Here is a 15,836-nt window from a genome sequence, read left to right as displayed (position 1 = left end):
TGCATATTTATTAAAAAAAGGCTGTATTAAAATTCTTATATAAGACTTAATAAAACACAGTTCCCAACCCCTTCCTATGTAGAAGAGTTGAATAAAAATTTTTTAAAGTATTACTAATCTTATCCTGGACTTATGAATAGTCTATTGATGAATCTTATATAAGACAATATATACATACTAATTCTATTATTTATTGTCCTTTGTTTGTCCAGTCCTAATTTTTTATTCAAAAGACCTTGATATAACTTAAGTTTAAGTTATGATGTGCTGCCTTAAAGACAGTACTACTTTATTTGCAGCTTTTGAAGAGCTGTTTCCTTTTCGATGCTAGGAACATCGCTCAAGCCGTTAGCGTCAAACCAAGGGGCGCTTGCCCAGTCAAATCCATCTCCAAATGTATTATCTGGGGCTGTTATGTACCAATGACATGAAGAATCAGGGACATCGACAGCACATTTGGACCAATCATCCGACCATTGAGGAACTTGTACCCAAAGCACAGAGGATAACAAAAATGAGATAATATTAATCATGAGTACTATTATATATGATGGTTTAGATTTACACGAATACTATACGTCTCATTTAAGACTTATATGCAGACTAATAATAAGTCTAATACGAGAATAGCAATACAATTAATCTCTTAATTTAGTGCTGAATTTTTTTTCAATTATTTCAACAACACTATCGTGAAGATATCCTATGTCAGAATCTAATAATGTTTTTTCAGAATCTCTATAAGACAATCTAAATGTGTAGCTTATAAATTCTTTACCAAAACTATCATCATCATAAACATCAATTAAATTAACATTTTCCAATAATTTTGTACCAGATTTTTTTATTTGTGAAATTATCTCACTTACTAAGTATTTTTTATTGAATATAAAATTAATATCACGCTCCATTTTGGGAACTGTTGGGAATTGTTTATAAACTGTTATCCATTTATTTTTTCTAGTGCTTGCTTGTAAGATACTGTTTATTTTTAAACTAAATAAATACATTTTTTTTAATGCTATTTTATTAGAAATTAAATTTGGATGGATTTCACCAAAATATCCAACTTCATTACCTTCAGTAAATAATCTAGATGATCTGCCTGGATGAAGAAAATCTATAGTATCAGTTGGTTTATCTTCTATATTTAAATTTAATATTGATAATGCTTCCTTTAACTTTCCTCTGGCCTCGTAATAAGTCATATTATTATCTTTATTTGAGCCTAACCATTGTTCAAATTTATTATTTCCATAAATAGCTCCATTTAAAATTTCCTCTTGTGAAAAATCAGGTTTTTTATGAAAAATATTTCCAACTTCAAATATCCAACAATATTCATGTCCTGACTTGATATTTTGATTACATATATTAATATGCTCTTTCCAAATATTATCTCTTAAACAACTTGTTTCCAACAGTAATGGATTTGAAATCTTTATTAAATTATTCTTACTTTCTGGAACGAGAGAATAAGACAATACTTCGTTAAATCCATTAACTATTAATCCGGTTTTTAATTTCCTTAATGCTATTTGAAATGAAGAAAGCTTTCCTGGTTTTATGGGATTTGGTAAATTCAAATCAAACATGTCATAACCGATTAACCTTGCAATTTCCTCTATTAAATCAATTTCTCGTAATAAATCTTGGGACCTGTTGGGAATAATTTCTACATCCCATCCATATTCCTTTATGTTTAAAGTGCATCCTATTAGCTTTAATTTCTCTGTTATTTCTGTATCTGTTAAATATCTTTTTTCCAATTTACTATTATTCTCGTAATTTTCATTTCTAATTACAATTGGACCAAGTATTTTTTTAATTCTTTCCCTTCTCAAAGGTATTAATATTTTTTTTAAATCCAGCTCAGTGGAAGTATTAATTATTGGACTCGTAATATTAAAGTATTCTTCTAAGATATTAATAGCGCGGGTAACTGAATCTAAAGTATTTTTATAGGAAATTCCTTTTTCATATCTGCTACTTGATTCTGTTCTAATTCCTATTACTTTAGATGATTTTCTAATAATAACAGGATTAAAAACTGCTCCTTCAAGATAAATTGAAGAAGTGTCCTCATTTACAGCTGTTTCCAAACCACCAATTACACCTGCTATAGCGACTGGTTTATCGTCACAAGCGATGATAGTTATATTTTCATTTAATTTATAATTCTCGCCATTCAAACACAAAAGACTTTCATTATTATTTGCCTTTCTAACCGAGAAATCCTCATATGAAACCTTTCGGCCAATTAAATTAGATAATTTGTCTTTATCAAATGCATGTAATGGTTGTCCTTGTTCTAAAAGAATGTAGTTAGTTATGTCTACCAAAAGATTAATAGATTTAATCCCTGATTTATCTAAACGATCTTTGAGCCATCCCGGAGATAATTGCTTCCCATTGACAGACTCAATATTGCTTATTGAATAAAGACAATTTTTTGAGATTGCCTCAGGGCAGAGATTAAAATTTTTATAAACATTTGTTTTATACCTAGTTTTTAAACCTGGAAAGTTTAACTTAGTTTCCAAAAGAGCAGATATTTCTCTTGCAATTCCAACTACAGACATGCCATCAGGTCTATTTGCAGTAATCGCTAAATCGTAGATGTAGTCGTTGAGATCAAGTAATTCAGCTCCTGATGTCCCTAAATTATGATTTAAAGCTATATCCTCATCAATAATGGCGATACCCTCACTAGTATCTTCAATTCCTAATTCTTCTAGCGAACAAATCATTCCTTCACTAGAAACACCTCTTATTTCACTCTTTTTAATAGTTAAATTTATCGCACTTAAATGTGTACCAACAGTAGCTACATAAACATATATATTTTGTTTTACATTTTTTGCTCCACAAACAATTTGTAAAGGATTAGACCTTCCGATGTCAACAATGCATATAGATAACTTATCTGAATTCTCATGCTTAACTACTGACAAAACCTTTCCAAGAACTATACCTTTTACATTTTCTGAACAATCAACAAGTGACTCAACTTCGAAACCACCTATTGATAATTTTTCCGATAAATCGTGTGCTGTAGTATTTATTTCTACAAGAGATTTCAACCAATTCTGAGAGACCTTCATTTATTATTTTTGTCTAATGATACTAAAAGAAAAGCAAATATATGCAAAATAGTTTCTTGAAGTTGTACAATAGAAAATTATACAACAACGTATTAATCAAAATGGCGAAAAAAGGTACAAGAGTTGTCGTAACCTTAGAATGTACTGAAGCTAGAACAAGTTCAGAACCAAGGAGATCTAATGGTGTTTCCAGATATACAACTGAAAAAAACAAAAGGAATACTACTGAAAGATTAGAACTTAAAAAATTCAATCCACATCTAAACAAAATGACAATTCACAAAGAAATTAAATAAGAAAAACAATGCCAAATTCCATTTTTAAAAAACAATTATCCCCAATTAAACCTGGTGACCCAATCGATTATAAAGACGTTGAGCTTCTTAAAAAATTCATAACTGAAAGAGGAAAGATATTACCAAGAAGAATGACTGGATTGACCTCCAAACAACAAAGAGATTTAACATTGGCAGTAAAAAGAGCAAGAATTGTTGCTTTATTGCCATTTGTGAATCCTGAAGGATAATTTTATAAATAATAGTTATTTGAATAATATTTTAAATATTTGAGAGATTTAACTAATTTAAAAACTTTTATAATTGATTCCAAGGATCCAAAAGAAGTTGATGATGCTTTTTCCCTGGAATTATTTGAAGGAAACAAAAAAAAATTATGGATACATATTAGCAATCCATGCAAATTATTTTTAACAGATTCAAAAATTGATATTGATGCAAGAAGTAAAAGTAGCAGCCTCTACTTAATTAATCAATATATTCCTATGCTGCCAACTGAAATTATAGAAAAAGCAAATTTAAATCAAAATAAAATTTCAGATACAATAAGTGCCTCAATTATCTTTAATGATGATGGTTCAATTAATAAATATGAAATAGTAGAGGCAAAAATAAAACCAAAATATCAATTATTATATGAAGATGCAGAAGAAATTATTGAATTAGAACCTAAAGAAGAATTTGAGATAGTTGAAATTAAGAATTTACTACTTAATAGTATTAATTATCGAAAGAAACAAGGAGCAATTATTTTTGATACTCCAGGTTATAAAATTAATATTAAAAATGGTAATGTAGAAATTATTAATATACAAAAAAGTATTTCTCATTCCATTGTATCTGAATCCATGATACTAATGGGTTATGTCACTAGTTTATATTTATTTGAAAATAATATAGCTACTCCCTACAGAACTCATAAAATCAATTGTGATGCAGAAGAGATATTAGAAAGATACAAAGATAGTGATATAAAATATTCAATATTAAAGCAATATATGGGTAAAAGTTATATAACTACTAAGGCTAATAAACATGAATCGTTAGGTCTACTTAAGTATACTCAATGTACGTCTCCACTAAGAAGATATTTAGATTTAATTGTTCAAAGACAAGTTTTTAATAATATAAATAATATTGAGAGATTAAGTCATAATAAGATTAATGAATTAATAGATATCACAAAAATTAAACAATTAGAAAATAATAATATTTACAAAAATGATAAATTAAAATATTTAAATATATTCTTTAAGAATGAAATAAAAACATCCCATAAAATAATCTTTATAAAATGGATAAATAATAAAAAAGGTATTGCTTTAGTATACTTTCCAGAATATTCATTGGAACTATTGATTGTACTCTTTATTTCTGTAGAAACTTATACTAATAAAATATATAAAGTTAAATATAATATAAGTAATAATAATTTATTAGAGTTTATTCACTAGATAAAAATTTTACTGACCTATTGTACAATTTATAATTGTTATTATAAGGAAAAAATATTATGAGTTTTGTAATTACTACACCGTTATATTATGTAAACGATAAACCTCATTTGGGTAGTATATATACTACTTTGATTTGTGATTCAATAGCAAGGTATAAGAGGCTTACAGGAGCAGATGTGATATTTATTACCGGAGTAGATGAACATGGTCTAAAGATTCAAAGAACAGCAAAAAATAAAGGAGTTGAACCTCAATTTCATTGTGATGAAATTTCAGATATATTTAAGCAAAACTGGAAGAATTGGGACATAACACACAATAAATTCGTAAGAACAAGTTCCCAAAAACATGAATATATAGTTAAAGAATTTTACAACAGAGTAAAAAAATCAGACGATATTTACATGGGAGTCCAAAAAGGTTGGTATTGCGTTGGTTGTGAAGAATTTAAAGATAATCCAGATAATTCACCAACCCATAAATGTCCTATTCATCAAAAAACTTTGGAATGGAAAAATGAGGAAAATCTTTTTTTTAAGTTGTCAAAATATCAATCACAAATAGAGGAACTTATTAAAGAGCCTGCATTTATCCAGCCAAAAGAAAGAAGAAATGAAATTATCAATTTCGTATCTAAAGGTTTAAAAGATTTTTCAATATCAAGAACAAATGTATCTTGGGGTATATCAGTCCCAGATATTGATAACCATACTTTTTATGTTTGGTTTGATGCTTTGCTGGGTTATGTCAGTGCGATAAGCCTTGATATGAAAGAACCGTCATTAGATGAATCAATTGATAATGGTTGGCCTGCTGATATTCATTTAATAGGTAAAGATATTCTCAGGTTTCATGCAGTCTATTGGCCTGCAATGCTAATTTCCGCCGGTATGAAAGTGCCTAAAAAGGTTTATGGTCATGGTTTTCTTACTAGAGAAGGACAAAAAATGGGTAAAAGCTTAGGAAATGTATTAGATCCAGATATTTTATTATCAAAATACGGTAAAGAAGCTGTTAGATGGTATCTACTAAAAGATATTACATTGGGGCAAGATGGTGATTTTCAAAATAAAAGATTCGTGGATATCATCAATAACGATTTGGCAAATACAATTGGAAATTTATTAAATAGAACCTCTTCGATGTCTAGAAAATGGTTTGATAATAGAGTTCCAAGTAATGAGATGTTAAGTAAAGATAATTCTCTGGAATTATATGCAAAAAAGACAGTTGAGAATTATTTTAGACATTTTAATTCTTATGAATTAGATTTAGCAGCTAATGTAATCCTTAGTCTTGCAATTAATACAAATTTGTATCTTAATGAAAAACAACCTTGGACATTAATTAAAGATGAAAAAAATATACCTCTTGTAAGCAATATTATTTATAATGTTTTAGAAAGTACTAGAATAGTTGGCTTATTATTATTACCTATATTACCTAATTTATCTTCAAAAATTGATCAGCAACTCGGTTTATTATATAACGAAAAAGGATCTTGGAAAAAGCAATTAGATTGGGGTAAATTAATACATGAATCAATTTTACCAGCACCAAATCCAGTAATAGAAAAGCTCGAATATGAATAAATGGTATAAACTTTTTCTGATATTACCAATAATAATTATTGGATGTAAGAATAAGGAAATAGACGAGAAATATTTAAGTCAAAGTATTAATACTTTGAATATGAATATATTCTCTAAAGAGGGAGAAAAATTGATTTCAATTAAAAGTCCACATTCTAACTACGATAAAGAGAGAAATTCATTTGATCTTAAAGAAACAACAATAAATTTATTCAAAGATAATAATCTTGAATATATAATAAATTCAGATAATTCAAAATTATCTAATAATAATAAAATATTAGAATTAGATGGTAATGTATTAGTCAAAACTATTATTCAAGAAGGGGATAAATTAACAGCTAATAGTTTTACCTGGAATATTCAAAGTTCTGAGTATTTATTAATAGGAAATGTTAAATTTGAAAATAGTCTAGTAACATTAAGCTCGAATAAAGCAATTTTAAAAAAAAATACCAATATTATTGAATTTTTTAATCCTGTAAAATATAAATTTAAAGACAATATCAAAGATAGTGGATATGAAATCAACTCTGAGAATGCTTACTATAATATTGATAATAAATCTGTAAATTTCAAATCAAAAGAAGCAAGAGTTCGTTCTAAAATATATTATTAAAAACTATTTTTTATAAATATATTATTTACTTTTTTAGACCAATTATTAATCCATTTTTCATCTGACTTAGTAAAACATCTATAACTCCATCCTCCTATTAAAATGAAAGATTTACTATTTATTGGAATTATTAAGATGGAAGGTACGTTTGGGCAGAAACTGAAAAATTCATCTCTTCCTGGATAAAATTTTGTATTTGCTAATGAAATTAATTTCATATCTTTTAAAGATCTATTACAAGTTTCACCAGGTTTAAAAACATTATTCGTTGTGATACCTCTTTTTAAGATGTTTTTACCATCATTATGAATTAATACCGTAGCCGCGGCTGTTGAAGTTAATATTGCTTCTGTGCCCCATGCCAATTCATCTAAAATATCCCGAGGTATATCAGGCTCGAATATAAATTTATTTTCACCTTTTAATTTAACTTTATCTCCTAAATTTGGATTAAATTGCTTAAATAAAAAACCTATTAATACAATAATTACAGATGATATAGCGGATAATACTTGTGCTCTTTCTAATGCTGGGGAAATTGAATCTATTGAAAAAAAATTCCCTAATTGAAAGAAAAAGAGAATAGAACCAATAATGATTAACGTTTTACCATTAAAATTCATGAAAATATAATATAGTAAATTTAAAAATCAGTTCTAATAATTATATTTGATTTTTATATCAAAGAAATTCAGGCTTATAGTTTATTATTATATAATTAATCTAAAACTAAAATGAAAAAAATTATTTATAAACCTTTTTTTTCAATTGTAATGATAGGTTTTCTTTTCATTGCACTACCAATAAGTACTTATGCAGAAAGTTTTAATAACGTTGGTGATTTATTTATAGTGGGTCAACAAAAAACAATTATTAATTACGAAAAAAGTCAACCTTCTTCTATTGATAACCCAGTAGTGGATCCAAATTTTAATGCAATGAGGGATGTTGACGCCGAGAGTTCATCAACATCAATTTATATTGTTATTGGCTTATTAGTAGCGGCTACATTAATACCACTTGCAACATGGTGGTATTTCTCTAAATAACATTTTTTTATGGAAGTCAAGGATAATATTTCGTCTAATATCATATTTATAACCGGTGGTACAAAGAGTGGGAAGAGCCAATTTGCTGAATATTTGGGTAAAAAAATTAGTAAAATAACATACATAGCATTATCTGAATCAAGACCCGAAGATATTAATTGGCAAAAAAAGATCAATAATCATCGTAAACGAAGGCCAAAGGAGTGGGGATTAGTTGAGACAAATAACCTAATTAATACATTAAAAAATGAAAACGGTCCAATTCTGATTGATTCTATTGGCGGTTTTATAATGGAGAGCATCAATAAAAATGATGAGGAATGGGAAAAAATGATTAATTCACTTTTAGATCTTTTAGTAATGAGGGTTAAAACAACATTAATTGTTGGAGAGCAAGTAGGCTGGAGTCTGGTTTCAGAATATGAAATTGGTAATAAATATATAGAGAGGCTTGGAGATCTTCAAAAAAGAATTACTAAGATTTCTCTAGAGAATTGGCTTACTTTGAATGGTAGAGCTATAAAACTAGATAACATAAGTATTGAAATACCTACTTAGAAATTGGAAATTTCACTTTTTGAACCAAGGATTCCTCAAAATACAGGGAGTATAGCCAGAACTTGTGCTGCTTTTGATATCACATTAAATTTAATCGAGCCTTTAGGTTTTAAATTAGAAGATAAATATTTAAAAAGAGCTGGTCTAGATTATTGGCCGTTAGTAAAATTAAAAAATTATTCTAACTTTAATAACTTTAAAGATTCAAAAAAAAATAAAAGAATTATTGCCTTTAGCAAAAAAAATGGGGTTTACTTGAAAGACTTTAGATTTCACGAAGACGATATATTATTATTTGGTAGGGAAGACACTGGATTACCTAATAATATTATTAACGCTAGTAATTCATTAATATCAATATTTATGCCCAAAGTGGCGTTATCGAATAATGATCCCAAAGGTGTAAGGAGTCTAAATTTATCCGTAGCGTGTGGAATAGCTATATATGAAGCTTATAAACAGATAAATTCTAAAAATGCTAACTAAGGCAACTCATGCTTGAACTTTTTAGGTTGGATAGATAAATATCATTTACTAGAATAATTTCATCAATATCATAAGTATTACTTTAGAATTCTAGGCAATACTAATATGCTAATTAAATAATACAATTCAATGGGATCTTGATAACAGACAAACTTATTTAGGAATTTGCGTAAAAAGACTACAATTGGTGGATTGTTAAATGAAAGGAATAGAAGTTATATTCAAGATTAGATTGCTTCTGAACCTGAGATAAACTGAGAGAGTACGAAGACGGTACTCATTAGCAGTCAGTATGTATTTATGTCATACATGGGCTATGGGATAAGCTACAGAAAAAGAATGGAAACATCTAAACAATGTAAAAGCAGCGAATAATATTAGAAATGATATGGACGTATATTTAAAGAAATATCAAAGATTGAAAAAAAATAATTTAAAAATATACTTTTTGATTCAGTCGAAATTAAATAAATAATTGCTCAATAATGCAATGAAATAGTAAGATATAATTCACGTCAATGTAGCTCAGTTGGTTAGAGCACGACATTCATATCGTCGCGGTCGGCGGTTCAAATCCGCCCATTGACATTTTAATGAACTTTTTGATGTTAATAGTTTTAATCTTAGATTTTTTCTTACATTTATTTGAAGGAAAAGAAAAGATATAAAAGAGATTAGACTTTATTCGTCATTTATTAAGCAGCATCAGATACTTTGTTCTTCATATCTTCAATCTTATTAATCATTTCATTTAACCATAAAGTAGTATCTTCTGATCTTTTTTTAAAATAAGAAATCTTAGGTTGATTCTTTTCTAATGTCTCATAATCTCCACTCATAAATTTCCCCAAATTTATAATTTTTAGAATTCTAGTTAGAAAAATTATTAGTTTCAATAAGTAGAAAATACTAAAATAATTGATATGAACTAAGTAAGAGGCTGATCGCTATTGAGCTAATCGTCGTATTCCAAGCAATGTGGGTTGGATGGATTCAATTCACATTCATTATCCCAGTAATCTGATAAGTCATTTGAAACTCCCTGTTCTTTCATTAAATCTTTAAGAGTCGGATATTCTTTTGCAAGATCAAGATCCCTTAATTTCTTATCTTGAATTGCGGATGGTGATGTTTTTAAATTCATAATAATCTCAAAATTTTTGTTGGATTCTGACCACCGATCGTGGATGATCATGAACGTAAGAATTAAATTCTCTTGCAAGAATCAGGCAATCGTAAGCATCGCGAGCATAGAATCCTAATTGATGTGTACTGTTTGATGAATCTTTGTAACTTAGTACATATTTTTTACAAGATTTGATTGGTGTTGAGGACATTTTGAACTCATGACTGCTACTACTATGTTCTAACTAGGAAGACTAATCATCAGACTAAAATAAATGTACGGTTTGAGGTACTCCCATATACGGATTGAGGATCAACAACTGAATTTTTAAATGGATAAAATAAATGCTGATCGCGAGAAAGCAAGAAAAAATTATTATTTTTGAGTCTCTTGACTATCTCAAACGAGACTTGTCTTGCCACTCTAAAAGTCTATCGCTATAAAAATAAAGAGGGCTAATTTCAGCAAACTTCATATGGAGGAATTTACTTTAATAAATAAGAAGAGAGATCGAATAAAAATATTTAAGCCATTCGAGGATGTTAGTAAACCTTCTCCCACTATTAATGCAATGGAAATTAAATATGCTTGTGTATATAAAAGATCAAGTAAACCAGTTATCAAAGGTTCAAGAGTAGAATCCATTGAAGATGCAAGAAAGGAATATAAGCAGTTATTGGAGGACGGATGGAGGAAGACCAGTATATTTAAGAGCTATTTTTAAAAATTTTTAGTACTACTTGCATTACTCCAAAAGTTGGCAGTCATAACAACATAAGCTCCTAAAATGGCATGAGCTTAAGTAGCTCTAAGTGTATTTAGACTGCTCCCGTTTATGGATTATTTTATTTTTCATATTGCTGATAAAAGATTTAGCTTTTGAAAATTAAAAAAAAAAGAGATAATTAAGTATTACTTTATATCGAAAATCAATTACTACTAATACCTGAAATTTAAATGCCGATAATCGGAATTGAACCGATGACCTACTGTTTACGAGACAGTTGCTCTACCGCTGAGCTATATCGGCATCGAACATAACTAATACTTTATTGCACTATGTTATACAACCATAATATAAATCTATAGTTTTAATAAGAACAGCTAGATACAATTTATAGTTTTTGGCATCATACAAATATGACCAAAGAAGGTATGGATTTTAATGTAACTCAGGGAATGGTTTTACTTCTTCTAAAGCCACTTAATTTTCCTGCCAATCTAGTTCTTAATCTTATTATTTTCATAACTGATCCAAAAAATAAAATCGGATATTAATATTTAATTTTTATCTACGACTTCTCCTCCATACTCTCTCGCTATTACATCTAAACACATAAGAATATCTTTGTTTTTTAATAGATCTGTTTCACTCAAATACCTCAGAAGGGTTCTTATTTGATCAATAGTATTTTCTTGTAATTCCTTCATTAGTAAAGTAGTGCCATCTTCCAATAAGGATAGCAATCTTAAGATTATTCTCTAATTAATTGTAATTTTCTAGAATTTATTTTAATAGGAAAAGTGTTGCACGTAATAAGCTTTACAATATTTGCTTTATTATCAAGCAAAATTACTAATAAAAAAGGGGTTATAAAACCCCTTCCAGTCGAATGAAAGTAATAAATTCAAATTAAGAATTTAACGCTTCAATATCTTTGCAAGCTTGCTTTTGTCTTAGCTCAAAAATAGTAGGATTATAAGGAGTAATCTCTCCATTTTTTGTAGCAAGAAGTTTGGCTTTATTAAGCCTTGCAGCTCTTTTGATTTTTTCTCTAATGAGTACGAGGTTATTCATGACCTTTGCAGTTAATGGAAATCCCGTTCCCTATTTCCATGTCATGCGTCCAGATATTACTAGGATGAACGTTAATTTATAATAACACTAGGTCTATCTAGCCGTGAGAGCAGAAATCTCTAAATATCACTACCTCTTCTTAGCTATTTATGTCAGCTCAATGATAGATAAGTTATGCCTTAATTAATGTATCAATCATTAATTAGTACAATCTACTTTCCTACTTTTACGTATTCAAGGTTGTAGATATATCTTTCACCATCATCATTACTATCATCGTCATCATCTCCAAAAGATGAGATTAAAACATACACTCCAGTAAGTCCTAAAATCATTGAAAGATAGAGAATTGGGTCTGTCATATTTATTCCTTTATGTAAAAAGTATGGTTGATTTCTACAGCTTCCGCGGCAGTCTCATGACAACCATGCAATTACTCTAGAAAGTCTTAATTATTCACTAAGTATTTATACGTACCTACTCCCGAACCTTGTCGTTCCTTAACCCGTACAAAGTTCAATTCACAAATCTATAAACTCACACTTATGAACAATTATTAAAGGAGGTAAATGATTATTTATTACCAAACTACTTTTGTTTTACGCCAACCTTGAGAAAGTAATCTTTCATAAATTTCTCTAGCTAAATCTATATCTACAGAAACTGTTGTAGTAATAACTGGAGGTTCTTTCCCTAATACTCCAACTATTTTTCCAGAATCAATGAACATATACTCGAATACTTTATCAATACTCTTATCGTTCTTTATAAATCTCTTAACTTCTGATCTACTTGAATTTATCAGCCAATGTTCCATTATTTATTTATAAAAATATAAGCCGAATATAAATAAACTAAGAAAGCACCAATAGCAAAAAAACTTCCATAGATTAGAAAATTCCAAAACCTAAATAATTTAGGTTTTTCGTATTCGGTTTCCTCTTTTTTAGTAATCATTTAGTTTCTCGCTCTTTTCTTGCTGCGTTACCTTTAGCTCTCAATACAAGAGTTATAGTCAATGCAGTACTTAGTATTCCAACATCTATTAATAAGTGGGGAGAAATATTCATTAGAAGATTAATGAAATGAGAAGAGTCATTATCTTTTCAGCTAAAAATCTTTTATCCATAAAAAGATCTTAATTACTTTTTTATTTTAGATCTACTGTCAATCATCCAAAGAATAAAACATCACGAATTCAACGAACTTATTTTTTTACTTACCTTCTTTATTGGCTATAGCTAAATTGTTCCAAGTGGTTGAGGGTTCTTAGGCCCCAAGTCCCATGTTCAATTAATGCTCAAGTTTTTCTAATAAAGTGTAACACTATTCCTTTATCCTGCTTTTATTTCTATTCATTATATTTTTAAAAAACTTAAATTCAATATAGTCGTTAATCATTTGAACTTCATCATTTATAGATTCATCATCTAAATGATTGTTATCTTCAACCATTGGTATTTCGTTGTTATATTTTTTATTAGGAATTGATAATGCATCACCGTTATTACTATAAAATTCGTATGATAGCTTTTTAATAGAGGTATTTAATACCCCTCTAGACCTTAGTGCTTCTTCAACCAATATCCCAGTTACTTTTGATTGACTTAATTTATTAATAATACAAATTTTGTCTATTATATTCTGAACTTCCGATCTTGGTAAAAAACCAATTCTTCTTCTTTGCGTGGGCATATAAAAAATTTATTGTAACACTTGCATATTATTAGTGTTGCACTATATTAAATCTAAGTCAACTTAAATTAAATGCAAATATTAATAATACCAATTGGATTTATACTCTGGTATTTTGCTTATGAATCAAAACCAATTAATAATGATGAAGTAACTAGTTTATGGGAAAAAGAAAACTACGTTAAACGGACAAAGTTATTAAATATTCTGAAAGAAAGTTTTTAAAAAGTTATTTAAACAAAATTCAAATTTTTAAATCACGAATTGTTTCTGCAGTCTCAATTAGAAATTAAATATCATCCATATGTTATTTAAAGTGCGTGCTCGGTTAAATATTAATCAGTAAATAAGTTATATATTTATAGTTCATCTTATATTGATTATTTATATTAAGTAAACTATCGATAATTCAAGTAAAATTAGATAAACAACTCAGTTATAATAAAAATAATTAAAATTAATGTTATGAATTTAAAGGAGAGAGGATTAACTGTAGGGGATCTAGTTATAATTATAATTTTTGTAATATCAACAGTTTTTATTATTAATAAAGTTAAAGTCAGCGATAAACAATCTTATTTTCAAATAGCTCCGAAAGAAATCTTGACTACTAATAAATCCTAATTATTGAGAAAAAGGAAAATCAATTTCTTTTCCGTTACAAAATCGTTCGAGCATTATTTCAGCGCTAGCTTTGCTTACTTCACAAGAATTTAAACCCTTCAATACGTCAAGATATTCGTTCCGAGATATTTTTTTTTGTATATTTTTAGAATTCATTTTCAAGCTTTACTTCTGATTAAATAATATTTATTTTGAGAACTAATTATATTATTTTTTATATTTTTTTAATATTTAGATTTTAAAGTTTCCCATTTCATATTTTCTTCTAATTCATTAATATTATTTGAAATTGCTGCTAGGTTTACTAATTGGAGAATTTGGTTTTTATTTAATCTATCGGAAGCAATAAGTCTGTTTATCATTTCAAGAACAGATGCATCATTAACATTCATATTTTGGTACCAAATTTAATAAAACATTTAAAACTTCATTTTAGTTATTTATTTGCGTGTATGTACATTTGAAATTAAATCTTCAATGAAATAATTAATTAAATGAATAAAAATTCATCTATTATTAGTTTTAGAGATATCAATAACAAAGTCCATTAGCTAATATTAAACACAAATCAAAGGGGTTAAACTCACTGCATATTTATTTCCCTTATACTAGAAAATAAAATTAATGAATAAAAATTCAAATTCTGATTCCATAAGCAGAGATGAAGTAAACGAGATGATTGAGAATGCGTTACGAAGACATAATAGGAGGTCCACTATAATATCAAGTGTTTTAGGTTGGATTTTAATAGGAGGATATTCATTTGGATTATTCCAAGCAGTTCAAAACGTTTAATAGTTACTGATAAGTTTAATTGACACATTTAATGTTAAATTAAAAAAAGTCATATATTTATTATGAGGGAATATATAAATGTAAACATTAGAGTAATTAAGAAAGATTTAAAGAAAAGAACAAAAAAACTTTCCAAACTAAATAGTGATTCAATTAGAGAGGAGTTTAAAGAATGGAATGGTCCTTTATTTGATAAAGAGTTAATTTGGACTTTACCTGACTTAACAAGAATCGATAGATATAAAAATTTTTGTAGATCAATTAAAAAAGAGATTAGATAAAAATAGTCAGTCTCCTAAGTGAATATCATTTATTTTTAAATAAAAGTAACCGGCAAAACCGACAATATTTAATATCAAGACAAATAACCAGGCATTTATTGGTTGGTCAGGATCAAATTTTTTAATTTTGAGTTTTGCTTTAAGCCTATCTATGTAATTTGTCATATTTTTAAAATGTCTTAGAAGTTTAAGCAAAAAAGCTTAATGATGTTTTTTATATCTATTGATGTTTTAAAGAGGAAGATTTAATTATTAATTACTCCTTTTATCAATATCTCTATTAATGGGGTATTTGATAAATTCTCTTTTAAGATTTTTTATTAATTTAGAATAGTTCATTATTGTAAATTTCCTTG

Annotated in this window: 27 protein-coding genes and 2 tRNA genes; 14 read left to right on the top strand and 15 right to left on the bottom strand. The window is 27.8% G+C overall.

Going from position 1 to position 15,836, the window contains the following annotated elements; translation table 11 throughout:
• Positions 1 to 284: 284 nt before the first annotated feature.
• Positions 285 to 533: a hypothetical protein gene (locus TX50_RS04665; RefSeq protein WP_011132505.1), complete on the bottom strand. Its 249-nt coding sequence runs from the start codon at positions 531 to 533 to the stop codon at positions 285 to 287.
• A gap of 105 nt (positions 534 to 638) precedes the next feature.
• Positions 639 to 3,104 carry a phenylalanine--tRNA ligase subunit beta gene (gene pheT / locus TX50_RS04660; protein WP_011132504.1) on the bottom strand — a complete coding sequence of 822 codons (2,466 nt, stop codon included), beginning with the start codon at positions 3,102 to 3,104 and terminating at the stop codon, positions 639 to 641.
• Between the two features lie 101 nt (positions 3,105 to 3,205).
• On the opposite strand from pheT, the gene rpmG reads away from it, so the two are divergent.
• From rpmG to lptC, 5 genes are read left to right on the top strand one after another with little or no spacing between them, the layout of a single operon-like run.
• A complete protein-coding gene (gene rpmG / locus TX50_RS04655) occupies positions 3,206 to 3,400 on the top strand; it encodes a 50S ribosomal protein L33 (protein WP_011132503.1) in 195 nt (64 codons plus the stop codon).
• 8 nt (positions 3,401 to 3,408) lie between these two features.
• Positions 3,409 to 3,630 (top strand): 30S ribosomal protein S18, encoded by a 222-nt coding sequence (gene rpsR / locus TX50_RS04650; protein ID WP_002806014.1) that lies wholly within the window; start codon positions 3,409 to 3,411, stop codon positions 3,628 to 3,630.
• 39 nt (positions 3,631 to 3,669) lie between these two features.
• Positions 3,670 to 4,854, top strand: coding sequence for a ribonuclease catalytic domain-containing protein (locus TX50_RS04645; protein WP_011132502.1), 1,185 nt, complete (start codon positions 3,670 to 3,672; stop codon positions 4,852 to 4,854).
• 59 nt (positions 4,855 to 4,913) lie between these two features.
• Complete coding sequence (gene metG, locus TX50_RS04640) at positions 4,914 to 6,449, top strand: methionine--tRNA ligase (protein WP_011132501.1); 1,536 nt, start codon at positions 4,914 to 4,916, stop codon at positions 6,447 to 6,449.
• A complete protein-coding gene (gene lptC, locus TX50_RS04635; RefSeq protein ID WP_080503708.1) occupies positions 6,442 to 7,068 on the top strand; it encodes an LPS export ABC transporter periplasmic protein LptC in 627 nt (208 codons plus the stop codon). The genes metG and lptC overlap by 8 nt, the downstream gene beginning before the upstream one ends.
• Here the strand turns inward: lptC and TX50_RS04630 are convergent.
• Positions 7,065 to 7,691, bottom strand: coding sequence for a cofactor assembly of complex C subunit B (locus TX50_RS04630; protein ID WP_011132499.1), 627 nt, complete (start codon positions 7,689 to 7,691; stop codon positions 7,065 to 7,067). The genes lptC and TX50_RS04630 overlap by 4 nt on opposite strands.
• A gap of 111 nt (positions 7,692 to 7,802) precedes the next feature.
• Between TX50_RS04630 and TX50_RS04625 the strand changes: the two genes are divergently transcribed.
• From TX50_RS04625 to TX50_RS04610, 4 genes are all read left to right on the top strand, one after another.
• The gene (locus TX50_RS04625) at positions 7,803 to 8,117 is read left to right on the top strand and encodes a hypothetical protein (RefSeq protein ID WP_011132498.1); all 315 of its coding nucleotides are present in this window, start codon (positions 7,803 to 7,805) and stop codon (positions 8,115 to 8,117) included.
• 9 nt (positions 8,118 to 8,126) lie between these two features.
• A complete protein-coding gene (locus tag TX50_RS04620; RefSeq protein ID WP_011132497.1) occupies positions 8,127 to 8,675 on the top strand; it encodes a bifunctional adenosylcobinamide kinase/adenosylcobinamide-phosphate guanylyltransferase in 549 nt (182 codons plus the stop codon).
• Between the two features lie 3 nt (positions 8,676 to 8,678).
• Positions 8,679 to 9,161: a tRNA (cytidine(34)-2'-O)-methyltransferase gene (locus TX50_RS04615; RefSeq protein WP_011132496.1), complete on the top strand. Its 483-nt coding sequence runs from the start codon at positions 8,679 to 8,681 to the stop codon at positions 9,159 to 9,161.
• 514 nt (positions 9,162 to 9,675) lie between these two features.
• Positions 9,676 to 9,749 (top strand) — tRNA-Met (locus TX50_RS04610).
• 107 nt (positions 9,750 to 9,856) lie between these two features.
• On the opposite strand, the gene TX50_RS09700 is transcribed toward TX50_RS04610, so the two are convergent.
• The 3 genes from TX50_RS09700 to TX50_RS09290 all read right to left on the bottom strand — a co-directional run bounded on the left by TX50_RS09700 (position 9,857) and on the right by TX50_RS09290 (position 10,498).
• Positions 9,857 to 10,000 (bottom strand): hypothetical protein, encoded by a 144-nt coding sequence (locus TX50_RS09700; protein ID WP_173028001.1) that lies wholly within the window; start codon positions 9,998 to 10,000, stop codon positions 9,857 to 9,859.
• Positions 10,001 to 10,116: 116 nt separating this feature from the next.
• The gene (locus tag TX50_RS04605) at positions 10,117 to 10,305 is read right to left on the bottom strand and encodes a hypothetical protein (RefSeq protein WP_036930458.1); all 189 of its coding nucleotides are present in this window, start codon (positions 10,303 to 10,305) and stop codon (positions 10,117 to 10,119) included.
• Positions 10,306 to 10,312: 7 nt separating this feature from the next.
• Positions 10,313 to 10,498, bottom strand: a complete 186-nt coding sequence (locus TX50_RS09290) for a hypothetical protein (protein ID WP_071812976.1) — start codon at positions 10,496 to 10,498, stop codon at positions 10,313 to 10,315.
• Between the two features lie 264 nt (positions 10,499 to 10,762).
• Here TX50_RS09290 and TX50_RS04600 point away from each other — a divergent pair, with 264 nt between their 5' ends.
• A complete protein-coding gene (locus TX50_RS04600) occupies positions 10,763 to 11,011 on the top strand; it encodes a DUF1651 domain-containing protein (protein ID WP_011132494.1) in 249 nt (82 codons plus the stop codon).
• A gap of 234 nt (positions 11,012 to 11,245) precedes the next feature.
• Here TX50_RS04600 and TX50_RS04595 read toward each other — a convergent pair.
• Positions 11,246 to 11,317: transfer RNA gene (locus tag TX50_RS04595), tRNA-Thr, on the bottom strand.
• A 110-nt stretch (positions 11,318 to 11,427) separates the two neighbouring features.
• Here TX50_RS04595 and TX50_RS09515 point away from each other — a divergent pair.
• Positions 11,428 to 11,565, top strand: a complete 138-nt coding sequence (locus TX50_RS09515; RefSeq protein ID WP_162009311.1) for a hypothetical protein — start codon at positions 11,428 to 11,430, stop codon at positions 11,563 to 11,565.
• 3 nt (positions 11,566 to 11,568) lie between these two features.
• Here the strand turns inward: TX50_RS09515 and TX50_RS09510 are convergent, their stop codons facing one another.
• The 5 genes from TX50_RS09510 to TX50_RS04585 all read right to left on the bottom strand — a co-directional run bounded on the left by TX50_RS09510 (position 11,569) and on the right by TX50_RS04585 (position 13,780).
• On the bottom strand, positions 11,569 to 11,742 hold the full coding sequence (locus TX50_RS09510; RefSeq protein WP_162009310.1) for a hypothetical protein: 174 nt from the start codon (positions 11,740 to 11,742) through the stop codon (positions 11,569 to 11,571).
• Between the two features lie 178 nt (positions 11,743 to 11,920).
• A complete protein-coding gene (locus tag TX50_RS09695) occupies positions 11,921 to 12,085 on the bottom strand; it encodes a hypothetical protein (protein ID WP_173027999.1) in 165 nt (54 codons plus the stop codon).
• 212 nt (positions 12,086 to 12,297) lie between these two features.
• Positions 12,298 to 12,447, bottom strand: a complete 150-nt coding sequence (locus TX50_RS09690; RefSeq protein ID WP_173027997.1) for a hypothetical protein — start codon at positions 12,445 to 12,447, stop codon at positions 12,298 to 12,300.
• A gap of 218 nt (positions 12,448 to 12,665) precedes the next feature.
• Positions 12,666 to 12,902, bottom strand: coding sequence for a DUF1651 domain-containing protein (locus TX50_RS04590; protein ID WP_011132493.1), 237 nt, complete (start codon positions 12,900 to 12,902; stop codon positions 12,666 to 12,668).
• 509 nt (positions 12,903 to 13,411) lie between these two features.
• Complete coding sequence (locus TX50_RS04585) at positions 13,412 to 13,780, bottom strand: hypothetical protein (RefSeq protein ID WP_011132492.1); 369 nt, start codon at positions 13,778 to 13,780, stop codon at positions 13,412 to 13,414.
• A gap of 72 nt (positions 13,781 to 13,852) precedes the next feature.
• Between TX50_RS04585 and TX50_RS09685 the strand changes: the two genes are divergently transcribed.
• Positions 13,853 to 14,005: a hypothetical protein gene (locus TX50_RS09685; RefSeq protein WP_173027995.1), complete on the top strand. Its 153-nt coding sequence runs from the start codon at positions 13,853 to 13,855 to the stop codon at positions 14,003 to 14,005.
• Positions 14,006 to 14,404: 399 nt separating this feature from the next.
• Here TX50_RS09685 and TX50_RS09450 read toward each other — a convergent pair whose 3' ends face one another.
• Both TX50_RS09450 and TX50_RS09680 read right to left on the bottom strand, forming a co-directional pair.
• On the bottom strand, positions 14,405 to 14,560 hold the full coding sequence (locus TX50_RS09450; RefSeq protein WP_157859389.1) for a hypothetical protein: 156 nt from the start codon (positions 14,558 to 14,560) through the stop codon (positions 14,405 to 14,407).
• Between the two features lie 68 nt (positions 14,561 to 14,628).
• On the bottom strand, positions 14,629 to 14,796 hold the full coding sequence (locus tag TX50_RS09680; RefSeq protein ID WP_173027993.1) for a hypothetical protein: 168 nt from the start codon (positions 14,794 to 14,796) through the stop codon (positions 14,629 to 14,631).
• 232 nt (positions 14,797 to 15,028) lie between these two features.
• On the opposite strand from TX50_RS09680, the gene TX50_RS09675 reads away from it, so the two are divergent.
• A complete protein-coding gene (locus tag TX50_RS09675) occupies positions 15,029 to 15,199 on the top strand; it encodes a hypothetical protein (protein WP_173027992.1) in 171 nt (56 codons plus the stop codon).
• A gap of 62 nt (positions 15,200 to 15,261) precedes the next feature.
• On the top strand, positions 15,262 to 15,480 hold the full coding sequence (locus TX50_RS04580) for a hypothetical protein (RefSeq protein ID WP_011132491.1): 219 nt from the start codon (positions 15,262 to 15,264) through the stop codon (positions 15,478 to 15,480).
• Between the two features lie 6 nt (positions 15,481 to 15,486).
• On the opposite strand, the gene TX50_RS09670 is transcribed toward TX50_RS04580, so the two are convergent.
• A complete protein-coding gene (locus tag TX50_RS09670; protein WP_173027990.1) occupies positions 15,487 to 15,645 on the bottom strand; it encodes a hypothetical protein in 159 nt (52 codons plus the stop codon).
• Positions 15,646 to 15,836: the final 191 nt, after the last annotated feature.

It is taken from the genome of Prochlorococcus marinus subsp. pastoris str. CCMP1986 (assembly GCF_000011465.1).
In the GTDB taxonomy this organism is placed as follows: domain Bacteria; phylum Cyanobacteriota; class Cyanobacteriia; order PCC-6307; family Cyanobiaceae; genus Prochlorococcus_A; species Prochlorococcus_A pastoris.
This window is presented reverse-complemented; position numbering and strand designations above follow the sequence as displayed.